The sequence below is a fragment of the Leclercia sp. J807 genome (assembly GCF_009734465.1).
Classification (GTDB): domain Bacteria; phylum Pseudomonadota; class Gammaproteobacteria; order Enterobacterales; family Enterobacteriaceae; genus Enterobacter.
The window spans coordinates 672,507-686,330 of the sequence record NZ_CP046446.1 but is presented as its reverse complement, the minus strand read 5'-3'; the positions used below and the strand labels follow the sequence as shown (position 1 = coordinate 686,330).

Below are 13,824 nucleotides of genomic sequence, written 5' to 3'. Positions count from 1 at the left end.
ACTGCATTTTTTTATCAGTTATCCAGCTCACCCATGGATTTCACCTGATCGCGGTTAATCTGTTCCGTCTGACCGGTTTCGGCATTATCAATAGACATCATTCCAGTATCGTCATCTACCTGCGGTTTTCCGTCGGTGACGATAGTTTTACCGTCAGTAGTTTTCACCGCCTGGTTAGACGAACAACCTGCAACGGTGAACAGTGCTGCGGCAGTAAAAATTGAAGTCAGCAAAAGATTCTTGCGCATGGTGTTCTCCCTGCTTTCAGTTGGATTTAATTATCGACCTGATAATTTTAGGCTAACTGACTGATGGGAGATGGGAAAGCAGAAGGTTCTGAAGAGGGAGACAGCCATCGTAGGCCGGGTAAGCGAAGCGCCACCCGCCGTTTGCCCGGCGTCGCTTTCGCTTACCGGGCCTACGATAACAGGCTTGTTACTTGTTAATCTGCGCGTGCATCTCTTGCACAGAAATCACCTTCTCGGTGGCATCCGCGTTCAGCGCCATCGCTGTTGCAAAACCGCCGTTCAGGGTAGTGTCATAGTGCACTTTGTACTGCAGCGCACTGCGGCGAATCAGCTTGGAGTCTTCAATCGCCTGACGCCCTTCGGTGGTGTTGATGATGTAGGTATATTCGCCATTCTTGATACGGTCCTGAATGTGCGGACGACCTTCATGCACCTTGTTCACCAGACGCGGGTTGATACCCGCTTCACCCAGCACAATCGCGGTGCCGTGGGTCGCATCCAGCTCAAAGCCATACTTCAGCAGCTTCGCCGCCAGGTCCACCACGCGCTCTTTGTCGCCTTCGCGCACGGAGAGCAGCGCACGGCCCTGTTTCTTCATGGTGGAGTTACTGCCCAACTGCGCCTTGGCGAACGCTTCCGCGAAGGTACGGCCCACGCCCATCACTTCACCGGTAGAGCGCATCTCTGGCCCTAACAGCGGGTCAACGCCCGGGAACTTGTTGAACGGCAGCACCACCTCTTTTACCGAGTAATACGGCGGGATGATCTCTTTGGTTACGCCCTGCTGCGCCAGCGTCTGGCCAGCCATCACGCGCGCCGCCACTTTCGCCAGCGGGATACCGGTGGCTTTGGAGACGAACGGGACGGTACGTGCCGCACGTGGGTTGACTTCAATCAGGTAGACTTCGTTGTCTTTCACCGCAAACTGCACGTTCATCAGACCGCGCACCTGCAGCTCGAAGGCCAACTTCTGCACCTGCTCGCGCATTACGTCCTGAATCTCTTTGCTCAGCGTATAGGCTGGCAGAGAACATGCGGAGTCGCCGGAGTGTACGCCCGCCTGCTCGATGTGCTCCATGATGCCGCCAATCAGCACCCTTTCGCCGTCGCAGATGGCATCCACGTCCACTTCTACCGCATCGTCCAGGAAGCGGTCCAGCAGGACTGGCGCATCGTTAGAGACGCTGACCGCCGTCTGGAAGTAACGGCGCAGGTCGGCTTCGTCGTAGACGATTTCCATTGCGCGGCCACCCAGCACGTAGGAGGGACGCACCACCAGCGGGTAGGTGATCTCTTTGGCCTTTTCAACCGCCTGCTCAATGGTGGTGACGGTGGCGTTAGCCGGCTGTTTCAGCTTCAGACGGTCAACGGCGTGCTGGAAACGTTCGCGGTCTTCTGCACGGTCAATCGCGTCCGGGCTGGTACCGATGACCGGTACACCTGCCGCTTCCAGCGCACGGGCCAGCTTCAGCGGAGTCTGGCCGCCGTATTGCACGATAACGCCTTTTGGCTTCTCGATACGCACGATTTCCAGCACATCTTCCAGCGTTACCGGCTCGAAGTAGAGGCGGTCAGAGGTGTCGTAGTCGGTCGAGACGGTTTCCGGGTTACAGTTGACCATGATGGTCTCGTAACCGTCTTCGCGCAGCGCCAGGGAGGCATGTACGCAACAGTAGTCGAACTCGATGCCCTGACCGATACGGTTTGGACCGCCGCCCAGCACCATGATTTTGTCGCGGTCAACAGACGGGTTCGCTTCGCACTCGTCTTCATAGGTGGAGTACATGTAGGCGGTATCGGTCGCAAATTCTGCCGCACAGGTATCCACGCGCTTGTAGACCGGGTGCAGGTCGTACTGGTCACGCAGCTTGCGGATCTCCGCTTCGCGTACGCCCGCCAGTTTAGCCAGACGCGCATCGGCAAAGCCCTTACGCTTCAGCATGCGCAGGAAGTCGGCGTCGAGGCCGTTGATGCCCAGCTCTGCCACCTTCTCTTCCAGACGCACCAGCTCTTCAATCTGCACCAGGAACCAACGGTCGATGTTGGTCAGGTTGAAGACGCCATCGACGGACATGCCCGCACGGAAAGCGTCGGCGATATACCAGATACGCTCGGCGCCCGCATCTTTCAGCTCGCGACGGATTTTGGTCAGCGCTTCCGGGTCATCCAGGCTCACTTTCGGGTCGAAACCGGTGGCGCCCACTTCCAGACCGCGCAGCGCTTTCTGCAGGGATTCCTGCTGGGTGCGGCCAATGGCCATCACTTCGCCGACAGATTTCATCTGGGTGGTCAGACGGTCGTTCGCACCAGCAAATTTCTCGAAGTTGAAGCGAGGAATTTTGGTCACAACGTAGTCGATAGACGGCTCGAACGAGGCCGGAGTACGACCGCCGGTGATGTCGTTCATCAGCTCGTCGAGGGTGTAACCCACCGCCAGTTTCGCCGCCACTTTGGCAATCGGGAAGCCGGTGGCTTTCGATGCCAGCGCAGAGGAGCGGGACACGCGCGGGTTCATCTCGATAACAATCAGACGACCGTTCTTCGGGTTAACCGAGAACTGCACGTTAGAGCCGCCGGTTTCGACGCCAATCTCACGCAGTACCGCCATCGAGGCGTTACGCATGATTTGGTACTCTTTGTCGGTCAGAGTCTGGGCGGGTGCCACGGTGATGGAGTCACCGGTGTGGATGCCCATGGCATCGAAGTTTTCGATGGAGCAGACGATGATGCAGTTGTCGTTTTTATCACGCACCACTTCCATCTCGTACTCTTTCCAGCCGATCAATGATTCATCAATCAGCAGCTCGTTGGTTGGAGAAAGATCCAGACCACGGGCGCAAATCTCTTCGAACTCTTCACGGTTGTAAGCGATACCGCCGCCGGTGCCGCCCATGGTGAAGGAAGGACGGATGATGCACGGATAACCCACGTCAGCGGCAACCGCCAGCGCCTCTTCCATATTGTGTGCAATGCCGGAACGCGCGGTGTCGAGGCCGATTTTTTTCATTGCCACGTCGAAGCGACGGCGGTCTTCTGCTTTATCAATCGCGTCGGCGGTGGCACCAATCATGGTCACGCCGAACTCAGCCAGCACGCCCTGACGCTCCAGCTCCAGCGCACAGTTCAGCGCCGTCTGGCCGCCCATGGTTGGCAGTACCGCATCCGGGCGCTCTTTTTCGATGATTTTGCGTACCACTTCCCAGTGAATCGGCTCGATGTAGGTCGCATCGGCCATTTCCGGGTCGGTCATGATGGTGGCCGGGTTGGAGTTCACCAGGATAACGCGATAACCCTCTTCGCGCAGGGCTTTACACGCCTGGGCGCCAGAGTAGTCAAATTCACAGGCCTGGCCGATTACAATCGGGCCAGCGCCAAGGATCAGGATGCTTTTTATGTCTGTACGTTTTGGCATGGTCTTCTCGGCTCCTGATTATTTAGCGGTCTTACGGTATTGCTCGATAAGTTCGATGAAGTGATCGAACAGCGGCGCGGCATCGTGCGGGCCTGGGCTTGCCTCCGGGTGTCCCTGGAAGCTGAACGCCGGTTTGTCGGTACGATGAATGCCCTGCAGAGTGCCATCGAACAGCGACTTGTGCGTGACGCGCAGGTTGGCAGGCATGGAGGCTTCATCGACGGCAAAACCGTGGTTCTGTGCGGTAATCATTACCGTGTTGTTGTCGATATCTTTCACCGGGTGGTTACCACCGTGGTGACCGAACTTCATCTTCACGGTTTTCGCACCGCTCGCCAGCGCCAGCAGCTGATGGCCGAGGCAGATGCCGAATACCGGAATGTCGGTTTCAAGGAAAGTTTTAATCGCGTCGATAGCGTAGTCGCACGGTGCCGGGTCACCCGGGCCGTTAGAGAGGAAGATCCCGTCCGGGTTCATCTTCAGTACTTCGTCTGCCGGGGTTTTGGCCGGCACAACGGTCAGGCGGCAGCCGCGATCCACCAGCATACGCAGGATGTTGCGCTTGGCGCCGTAGTCGTAGGCCACCACGTGGAAAGGCAGCTCCTCTTCTTTTTTCGCTTCCGGCAGTTCACCAGCCAGCGTCCAGCTCCCCTGCGTCCAGCTGTAGGACTCAGCAGTGGTCACTTCTTTTGCCAGATCCATACCGTTCAGACCCGGGAAGGCTTTGGCTTTTTCCTGCGCCAGAGCCGCATCCAGATTGTCGCCAGCGATGATGCAGCCGTTCTGGGCACCTTTTTCACGCAGCAGACGCGTCAGCTTACGGGTATCGATATCGGCAATCGCCACGATGTTATGGCGTTTCAGGTAGGAAGAGAGGTCTTCGGTATTGCGGTAGTTGCTGGCAATCAGCGGCAGGTCACGAATGATCAAACCTTGTGCATGTACCTGGGAGGACTCTTCATCAGCGGCGTTAGAGCCGACATTACCAATATGGGGATAAGTTAAAGTGACGATTTGGCGGGAATAGGAAGGATCAGTGAGGATTTCTTGATAACCGGTCATTGAAGTATTGAAAACGACTTCCCCAACCGCCGAACCTGTTGCCCCAATGGCCCGACCGATAAACTGGGTTCCGTCTTCCAGAACCAATAGCGCTGACTTAATCAAAACACCCTCCAGAGAATATTCACTCACTTTATTTGCATATTAATTCATAACCAAGGTTCAAATCAATGCAAATCTGCTGCCAGTGGATTTTCGGCAAACGGCGGCATTCTGGAGATTTAGCAGGGGAAAGTCAACTTAAAAAGTGGGTTTTGTCTGTCGTTTTTATGCCACTGGTGGGAAAGAGAGTTGTTAACGGGCAAAAAGATCAACTAAATCACTTGGGAAAACGCTTGCGAACCCATTTTATTGTTAGAACTGCCGTTGCGGTCCAAAAAAGTGGACCATTTGGTCAAAATTCACAAGAATGAAACAAAAACAGAGGACAAAAAGAAGAATTATAGAGGTTTAGATTAGTAATTACGCTAAGAATCTTAAAATTAAAGGGCAATAAAATATTGCCCTCTGCAATCAAGTAATTACGACTGCAATAACCACATCACGAAGGGTAACTATGATTATAAATTGTTAAGATCGAGCACATCTCGCATGTCAAAAAGACCATCTTTTTTGCCTTTCAACCAAACAGCAGAACGAACAGCCCCATTTGCAAAAGTCATACGACTGGAAGCCTTATGGGTGATTTCAACGCGCTCACCAATATCGGCAAACATTGCGGTATGTTCGCCTACAATGTCACCGGCACGCACCGTGGCAAAACCAATGGTGCCCGGGACGCGTTCACCGGTATGGCCTTCACGGGTGTAGACGGCACACGCTTTCAGATCCTTATCCATCGCCTGGGCAATCGCCTCGCCCATCGCCAGGGCCGTACCTGACGGTGCGTCCACTTTGTAGCGGTGGTGAGCTTCAACGATCTCAATATCGGTATAGTCGCCCATCACCTTCGCCGCTTTCTCCAGCAGCTTGAGCATCACGTTCACGCCCACGCTGAAGTTGGCCGCAAATACGACGGGGATGACTTTCGCCGCATCCTGAATCGCCTGTTTGCCCGCGTCGTCAAAACCGGTGGTGCCGATCACCATGCCCTTGCCGTGCTGGCGGCAAAACGCCAGGTGATGCAGCGTGCCTTCCGGGCGCGTAAAATCGATAAACACGTCAAAGTCATCTTTTACTGCATCAAGGCTGCTCTGCACGGTGACGCCCGTCTTAGCCACGCCTGCCAGTTCACCGGCATCCGCGCCTAATAAAGAAGAACCTTCGCGCTCCAGCGCGGCGCCAAGCGCAACGCCGTCCATCTGCAGCGTAGCCTGAATTAACTGACGGCCCATACGGCCACCCGCGCCCGCAATTGCGACACGGACCTGTGCATCATGCATAGTTATTCTCTTACGTTAAAATGATGTAAATCGCTTCCAGAGTAACCAGCCAGCAAGATTGCCGCCATCTGAAAACACCGATAATTAGAATTTAATGATAAAACGGGTCAGATATCAGTAAAAAACATAGGTGTCAGCGAAAACCGCACGATTCATGCACCGCCAGCGTAGGGGGCAGGAGGTTATCTCCTGCCCGGGCAGGACAACATAGCAAGCCTAAAGATTAACAGCCCCACCTCCTTTCAAGCCTTGCGCTCTGTCGGGTTAATCACACTCCAGTTACGCCTGCTCGTGAAGGGCATAAGTGACCACCAGCTGCCCTTTTTTTATTTTCATCCCCAGGATCTCCATTTCACCTATTTCCGCCAGTTGGCTAACATGCGTTCCGCCACACGAATAAGCCGGAAGATCGCCAAAGCGAACCTTGCGTCTGCCCGCTTCCATTTCTGTATGACGGGGCAGATTATCCGCTTTCCAGCCGTTGATAAGGGCGATTAGCGCGCTGGCATCAGGCATTACGCTCTTAAGGTCCCGGGCCGTAAAGGTAATTCGTCCTTCACCGGGCCAGTGGTGGGCTTTTACCGGTTCCCAACCGCATCGCTCACCGGCATAACCGATCAAATGGCCTGCGCTGTGCCAGCGGGAATGTCGCACCCGCGCACTTTTATCCACCTGAATGTCCACCTCGCCTGGCACAAGCGGCCGGGCCAGAATGTGAATGACCTGCTCTCCACGCAGGTTCACGCTCTCCACCGCGATCCCGGCGATGTAGCCCCGATCTGCTGGTTGTCCGCCGCCCTGCGGATGGAAAAGGGTTTGATCCAGCTCGACGGCGTAACAGCCATCCGCCTCTTCAGTGCAACGGATCACTTTCGCGCGGCCTTCTGTCGCTTCACTGGTGTAATAAAGTCGTTCTGTCATGGTTGTTCTCCTCTGTACCCTGACAGTATATTCATCACTTAAGCATCGATAATTGGCCTTTCAAACAATGCACTCTTGCCTGGTATGCACAAATGAAACCTACACTGCTTCCCGATCTCGCAACCTTCGTGACCATCGTTGAACACGGCAATTTTTCCACCGTAGCCCGTATTACGGGCGCGACCCCCTCAGCGATCAGCCGTTGTGTTTCACGCCTGGAGAAGGAGATGGGGTGTAAATTACTGAACCGTACCACGCGCAAGCTGGCACTTACCGAAACCGGAAAATCGGTTTATGAACATGCCCTGGATATGCTGGACGCGGCCCAACAGGCAATGGATTCCGGCAGCAGTCTGCAAACCATTGCGCAGGGAAAGCTCACGATAAGCGTACCGAAAGCCGTAGGACGGTTCGTGATCCATCCGCTAATGCCGGCATTCCTGGCGCGCTATCCGCAAATAGATGTCTGCCTGCGCCTGGAAGATCGCTACATGGATCTGATCGATGACGGTGTCGATCTGGCATTACGGATCACCGATACCCCTTCGCCAGGCCTGTACGGAAAACCGCTGATGCCGGTAACCCATATTATTTGCGCGACGCCAGAATACCTTCGTCGCGCAGGCACGCCTCAGCATCCGCACGATCTCCGGGGGCATAGCTGTATTTCGCTCGGTGAAACCCCGGCCGATTCACGCTGGAAATTTACCTCGCAGGGAAAAACGGAGATTGTCCAGACGCACGGCCGCTACGCGGCCAACCACACGGGCGTGCGGCTGGATTCGGTCAAACATCATGTAGGCATCGGGAGTTTACCGCTGTTTACGGCGCGTGAGGCGCTTGAAAAAGGGGAAATTGTACAGGTTCTGCCGGAGTGGACGTTTATCAGCAGCTATTCCGGCGATTTATGGCTGCTCTGGACGCGTAACAAGCATATGCCAGCCAGAATGCGAGCCATGATCAACTATCTGAATGAAAAAATGCCAGTCATCTGATGACTGGCATTTTTAAATCTTATTCTACTTCGCGGGCGTCGATACGCAGCTCTTTCGGGACTTCGAAGACGATGTTCTCTTCGCGCCCTTCCAGCGGAACGGCTTCCCCCCCACCCAACTCCTGAAGGCGGGCAATCACGTTCTGCACCAGGATATCCGGCGCGGAAGCCCCTGCGGTGACACCGACACAGGCCGCGTTTTTAACCCACGCTTCCTGGATGTCCGTCGCGTCGTCGATCAGGAACGCCGCCTTGCCCATTCGCTGTGCCAGTTCGGCCAGGCGGTTGGAGTTAGAGGAGTTTTTCGAGCCGACCACCAGCACCACGTCCGCCTGTTCTGCCAGAGCGCGCACCGCTTCCTGACGGTTAGTGGTTGCGTAGCAGATATCATCTTTACGCGGCCCGACGATTTTCGGGAAGCGCTGGCGCAAAGCATCAATCACATCCGACGTATCATCAACCGAAAGCGTGGTCTGCGTCATAAACGACAGACGGGCTTCGTTTTTCACGTTCAGCGTCAGGACATCTTCCGGGGACTCAACCAGATACATCCCCCCTTCCGGGTTGCTGTACTGCCCCATGGTGCCTTCGACTTCCGGGTGACCGGCGTGGCCAATCAGGATCGACTCTTCACCACGGCGGCTGGCGCGGGCCACTTCCATATGCACTTTCGTTACCAGCGGACAGGTAGCGTCGAAGACGGTCAGATCGCGGCTTTTGGCTTCGTTACGCACGGCCTGGGAAACGCCGTGCGCGGAGAAGATCAGAATAGCGCCGTCCGGCACTTCGCTGATTTGCTCGATGAAGATCGCCCCACGCTCGCGCAGGCTATCCACCACGTAGCGGTTGTGTACCACTTCATGACGCACGTAAATCGGCGCGCCGTAGATCTCCAGCGCGTTTTCAACAATGCTGATAGCGCGGTCTACACCGGCGCAGAAGCCGCGCGGGTTAGCCAACAGGATCTGCATTTCAGGCCTCCAGTGCCGGATCGATTTCCAGCACTTCTACATCAAAATGAACGGTACGCCCGGCAAGCGGATGGTTGAAGTCAACGGTAATCGAGTCGCCATTGATTTCACGGATCACACCTGGCATTTCGCTGCCATCCATAGCGGTAAAGAGCATAATCGCCCCGATCTCAGGCTCTCCTGCATCCATAAATTCACGACGCGAGAAGTACTGGATCAGGTCCGGGGACGGCACGCCAAACGCCGCATCCGGCTCCAGTGAAAAGCTTTTTTTATCCCCCTCTTTCAGCCCCAGCAGCTGTTGCTCAAGACCTTCAGACAGAGAGGTGTCACCCATACGGAACAGCGCCGGTTTGCCGTTATTGCGGGTGGACTCCGCCGTGGAGCCATCATCGAGTTTCAGCGTGAAATGAACCAGCATCGCGCTGTTGGACTGTACGGATTTAGACATGCAGAGTGCTCACTCATTTTGCCCGGTAGCGCTGCGCTTACCGGGCCTACTCATCGTAGGCCGGTGCAAGCGCAGCGCCGCCCGGCGGGTTTGTTACGCCTGCTCTTTCGCTGCGGGCTTCGGCAAGAAGCCTTCCAGCACAATCAGCGCCGCACCGATACAAATCGCCGTATCGGCCAGATTGAAGGTGGCGAAGTGCCAGTTGCCGACATAGAAGTCGATCATATCGACCACAAAGCCGTGCCACAGACGGTCGAACAGGTTACCCAGCGCGCCGCCAATGATCAGCGCGTAGGCGATGTTGTTCAGCTTTTGCGTGGCTTTCGAACGGTACATCAGCACGGCCAGTACCACGCAGATACCGAGTGCGATACCTGCAAAGAACCAGCGCTGCCAGCCGCCGCTATCCGCCAGGAAGCTAAACGCCGCGCCATAGTTACGCGCATAGTGCAGATTAAGCGACGGGAACAGCGGAACCGTATCCCCCAGAGCAAAATTCTGGAGGATCAGGTATTTGCTGCCCAAATCAATAATCAGCACGACTACCACCAGCCACAGCCAGCGCAGCCCTGTTGAAGAGAGTGATTTACTCATCAGGCAAACTTACGTTTTTCGCCATCACCGGCGACGTTGCTGACACAGCGTCCGCAGATCTCTGCGTGTTCCGCCACCTTGCCGATATCGGTCGTGTAGTGCCAGCAGCGCGGGCACTTCTCGCCGTCGGCTTTCGCCAGCGCCACTTTCAGCCCTTTGAGCAGTTCGCTCTGCTGGGCATCAGCGCTCGCATCGGCATAATCCGCAACTTTTGCACCGGAGGTCAACAGGACAAATCGTAATTCATCGCCCAGCGCCGTCAGCTTCGCCGCCAGCTCTGGTTCAGCGTACAGGGTTACTGCCGCTTCCAGAGAGCCGCCCACTTTCTTGTCGGTACGCGCCTGCTCGATAACTTTGTTCACTTCGCCGCGCACTTTCAGCAGCTCGTCCCAGAAGGCATCGTTCATGGCTTCGGTTTCGCCCAGGCCAAACAGACCTTCATACCACTCTCCGGTGAAGACATACTTCTCACGGTCGCCTGGCAGGTAGCCCCAGATCTCATCTGCGGTGAAGGACATGATCGGCGCCATCCAGCGCACCAGCGCTTCTGCGATGTGGTACAGCGCAGTCTGGCAGCTACGACGCGCCACGCTGTCCGCTTTGGCGGTGTACTGACGGTCTTTGATGATGTCGAGGTAGAACGAGCCCATCTCGATGGAGCAGAAGCGCATCAGGCGCTGCACCACTTCGTGGAAGTCGTAGGAGTCATACGCCTTGACGATATCTTCCTGCGCCGCCTGGGCACAGCCTACCGCCCAGCGATCCAGCACCACCATCTCTTCCGGTTTCACCATGTCTTTTGCCGGATCGAAACCGTTGAGGTTCGCCAGCAGGAAGCGCGCGGTGTTACGGATACGACGATAGCTGTCGGCAGCACGCTTCAGGATCTCGTCAGAAACCGCCATTTCGCCGGTGTAGTCGGTGGATGCCACCCAGAGACGCAGAATATCCGCGCCCAGCTTGTTCATCACGTCCTGCGGAGAAACGGTGTTACCGATAGATTTGGACATCTTGCGGCCCTGACCATCTACGGTGAAACCGTGGGTCAGTACCTGACGGTAAGGCGCTTTGCCCTTCATGGCGGTGGAGATCATCAGAGATGACATGAACCAGCCGCGGTGTTGGTCAGAACCTTCCAGATACATGTCGGCAGCGTGACCGGCAAACTCAGGACGCACGTCAACCACGGAGGCGTGGGTGGATCCGGAGTCGAACCAGACGTCCAGCGTATCCGGCACCTTCTCGTAGTTATCCGCATCTGCGCCCAGGATGTCGCGGGAATCAAGATCCCACCACGCCTGAATGCCGTCCACTTCAACGCGCTTAGCGACTTCTTCCATCAGCTCCAGCGTGCGTGGGTGCAGCTCCTGGGTCTCTTTATGCACGAACAGAGACATCGGTACGCCCCAGGTACGCTGACGGGAGATACACCAGTCAGGACGGTTCGCCACCATGGACTCGATACGCGCCTGGCCCCAGTCCGGGATCCACTGCACACCTTTGATCTCTTTCAGTGACTGCGCGCGCAGCCCTTTCTGATCCATGCTCACAAACCACTGCGGGGTCGCACGGAAGATGATTGGCGTTTTGTGGCGCCAGCAGCATGGATAGCTGTGCTGCATTTTTTCAACGTGCAGCAGCGAGCCGTTGTCGCGCAGCATATTGACGATGATATCGTTGGCTTTAAAGACGTTAACACCGTCCAGCGTCGGGTATGTGCCAGGCAGGTAAGCACCATCCGGGCCAACCGGGTTAGCGATTTCCAGCCCGTACTGCAGGCTGATGTTGTAGTCGTCCGGGCCGTGGCCACCGGCGGTATGTACCGCACCGGTACCCGCTTCCAGGGTAACGTGCTCGCCCAGGATCGCCGGCACATCGAAATCGAGGAACGGATGCTTAAAGCGCATCAGCTCCAGCTCAGCGCCCTTCACGGTGCCGAGTACCTGGTAATCAGTGATGTTCGCGCGCTTCAGCACGCTCTCAACCAGATCTTTCGCCAGAATCAGCGCGCGGCCTTCAACCTGTACCAGCGCGTATTCGAACTCCGCAGAGAGGGAGATCGCGCGGTTGGCAGGCAGGGTCCACGGTGTGGTGGTCCAGATGACCAGCGAGATTGGGCCGTTGACGCCCGGCAGACCAAATTTGCCCTGCAGCGCATCCTGATCGACGCCTTCAAAGGCTACGTCGATGGACGGAGAGGTTTTGTCGTAATACTCAACTTCCGCTTCAGCCAGCGCAGAGCGGCAGTCCACGCACCAGTGCACCGGCTTGGCGCCTTTGTGCAGGTGGCCGTTGCCGATGATTTTACCCAGCGCACGGATGATGTTGGCTTCGGTTTTGAAGTCCATGGTCAGGTACGGATGCGACCAGTCGCCCAGTACGCCCAGACGGATAAAGTCTTTACGCTGACCATCAACCTGCGTGGCGGCATATTCGCGGCATTTAGCACGGAATTCAGCAGCGGTGAATTTCTCACCCGGCTTGCCAAACTCCTGCTCCACTTTCAGCTCGATCGGCAGACCGTGGCAGTCCCAGCCTGGAACGTAAGGCGAGTCATAGCCCATTAAGCCTTTGGACTTAACGATAATGTCTTTCAGAATCTTGTTTACAGAGTGACCAATATGAATGCTGCCATTCGCATAGGGAGGGCCATCATGCAGAATGAAAGTTTTTTTACCTTTTTTGGCTGCACGGATGATGCCGTACAGGTCATCATCGGTCCAACGCGCCAGCATTCCCGGTTCGCGCTTGGCGAGATCGCCGCGCATCGGGAACCCTGTTTCCGGCAAATTCAGGGTTGATTTATAGTCACTCATCAGATTCTCGGTTCCGTATTTATATCTCAGGCATTAAGCCGGGTTCGATAGCCCAAATATTTCGCGGGCTGTTAATTCATCTCTCGCGATTTGCGCTTTCAGCTCATCAAGCGAGGCGAATCGCTGCTCATTGCGTATTTTTTTACGCAGGATTACATCTATATGGCGACCGTAGAGGTCCATTACAACGTCCAGCAAATGCACTTCGAGCTGCTGGCGCACGCCAGCAACTGTCGGACGGGTACCAATATTGGCAACACCCGGTAAAGGCTTATCACCCAGTCCCGTCACTTCTACCGCATAAACCCCTTTGACCGGGGAAACCTGACGGCGCAGCGGTACATTCGCCGTAGGGAAACCAATGGTGCGACCCAGTTCATCGCCATGCACGACCCGTCCGGAAATGGAGAACGGGCGTCCGAGCAGTTTTGCGGCGGTATCCAGATCGTCATCGGCTAGAGCCTGGCGAACCGCCGTGCTGCTGATGCGCACGCCGCCTTCGCAAAAGGTCTGGGTGCTGGTGACGTCAAAGCCATACTCCAGACCAGCCTTCTGTAATAGCAAGAAATCCCCCTGACGACCAGCGCCAAAGCGGAAATCATCACCCACCGCCAAAAACTGTACCCCGAGGCGATCGACCAGCAGGTCGCCAACAAAATTTTGTGCCGTCAGGGCGGCAAAGCGTCGGTCGAACCGGACGCACAGGACATAGTCCACGCCACACTGCGCCAGATAGCGTAGTTTTTCACGCAGACGGGTCAGTCGCGCAGGCGCCTTTTCGCTGGCGAAGAGCTCCAGCGGCTGCGGTTCAAAAATCATTACGACGACCGGCAGACCCCGTGCCCGTCCCTCTTCACGCAATCCCTGCAACAGCACCTGATGCCCACGATGCACGCCGTCGAAATTACCAATAGTCAGCACACACCCGTGCGGGGCCTGACTGAGATTATGTATGCCGCGTATCAGCTTCATG

12 protein-coding genes are annotated in these 13,824 nt (G+C 56.0%); 2 read left to right on the top strand and 10 right to left on the bottom strand.

Annotation, left to right across the window (positions count from 1 at the left end):
* Positions 1-14: 14 nt before the first annotated feature.
* From GNG26_RS03225 to carA, 3 genes are all read right to left on the bottom strand, one after another.
* Complete coding sequence (locus tag GNG26_RS03225; RefSeq protein WP_103178229.1) at positions 15-248, bottom strand: YgdI/YgdR family lipoprotein; 234 nt, start codon at positions 246-248, stop codon at positions 15-17.
* Between the two features lie 187 nt (positions 249-435).
* On the bottom strand, positions 436-3,660 hold the full coding sequence (gene carB, locus GNG26_RS03220; protein WP_156237785.1) for a carbamoyl-phosphate synthase large subunit: 3,225 nt from the start codon (positions 3,658-3,660) through the stop codon (positions 436-438).
* A gap of 18 nt (positions 3,661-3,678) precedes the next feature.
* Entirely contained in the window at positions 3,679-4,827 is a 1,149-nt protein-coding gene (gene carA, locus GNG26_RS03215) for a glutamine-hydrolyzing carbamoyl-phosphate synthase small subunit (RefSeq protein ID WP_114387971.1), read from the bottom strand.
* 65 nt (positions 4,828-4,892) lie between these two features.
* Between carA and GNG26_RS03210 the strand changes: the two genes are divergently transcribed.
* Positions 4,893-5,135 carry a hypothetical protein gene (locus GNG26_RS03210; protein WP_114387972.1) on the top strand — a complete coding sequence of 81 codons (243 nt, stop codon included), beginning with the start codon at positions 4,893-4,895 and terminating at the stop codon, positions 5,133-5,135.
* Positions 5,136-5,282: 147 nt separating this feature from the next.
* On the opposite strand, the gene dapB is transcribed toward GNG26_RS03210, so the two are convergent.
* Positions 5,283-6,104: a 4-hydroxy-tetrahydrodipicolinate reductase gene (gene dapB, locus GNG26_RS03205; protein WP_103823210.1), complete on the bottom strand. Its 822-nt coding sequence runs from the start codon at positions 6,102-6,104 to the stop codon at positions 5,283-5,285.
* 279 nt (positions 6,105-6,383) lie between these two features.
* Positions 6,384-7,025, bottom strand: a complete 642-nt coding sequence (locus tag GNG26_RS03200) for an alanyl-tRNA editing protein (protein ID WP_156237783.1) — start codon at positions 7,023-7,025, stop codon at positions 6,384-6,386.
* Positions 7,026-7,117: 92 nt separating this feature from the next.
* On the opposite strand from GNG26_RS03200, the gene GNG26_RS03195 reads away from it, so the two are divergent.
* The gene (locus GNG26_RS03195; protein ID WP_156237781.1) at positions 7,118-8,020 is read left to right on the top strand and encodes a LysR family transcriptional regulator; all 903 of its coding nucleotides are present in this window, start codon (positions 7,118-7,120) and stop codon (positions 8,018-8,020) included.
* A 19-nt stretch (positions 8,021-8,039) separates the two neighbouring features.
* Here GNG26_RS03195 and ispH read toward each other — a convergent pair whose 3' ends face one another.
* The 5 genes from ispH to ribF all read right to left on the bottom strand — a co-directional run bounded on the left by ispH (position 8,040) and on the right by ribF (position 13,823).
* Positions 8,040-8,990 carry a 4-hydroxy-3-methylbut-2-enyl diphosphate reductase gene (ispH, locus tag GNG26_RS03190; protein ID WP_028015471.1) on the bottom strand — a complete coding sequence of 317 codons (951 nt, stop codon included), beginning with the start codon at positions 8,988-8,990 and terminating at the stop codon, positions 8,040-8,042.
* A 1-nt stretch (position 8,991) separates the two neighbouring features.
* On the bottom strand, positions 8,992-9,441 hold the full coding sequence (gene fkpB, locus GNG26_RS03185; RefSeq protein WP_103823207.1) for an FKBP-type peptidyl-prolyl cis-trans isomerase: 450 nt from the start codon (positions 9,439-9,441) through the stop codon (positions 8,992-8,994).
* 93 nt (positions 9,442-9,534) lie between these two features.
* Positions 9,535-10,035: a signal peptidase II gene (gene lspA, locus GNG26_RS03180; RefSeq protein WP_103178215.1), complete on the bottom strand. Its 501-nt coding sequence runs from the start codon at positions 10,033-10,035 to the stop codon at positions 9,535-9,537.
* Complete coding sequence (gene ileS / locus GNG26_RS03175) at positions 10,035-12,851, bottom strand: isoleucine--tRNA ligase (protein WP_156237779.1); 2,817 nt, start codon at positions 12,849-12,851, stop codon at positions 10,035-10,037. The genes lspA and ileS overlap by 1 nt, the downstream gene beginning before the upstream one ends.
* 33 nt (positions 12,852-12,884) lie before the next feature.
* On the bottom strand, positions 12,885-13,823 hold the full coding sequence (gene ribF, locus GNG26_RS03170) for a bifunctional riboflavin kinase/FAD synthetase (protein ID WP_103823205.1): 939 nt from the start codon (positions 13,821-13,823) through the stop codon (positions 12,885-12,887).
* Position 13,824 lies beyond the last annotated feature (1 nt).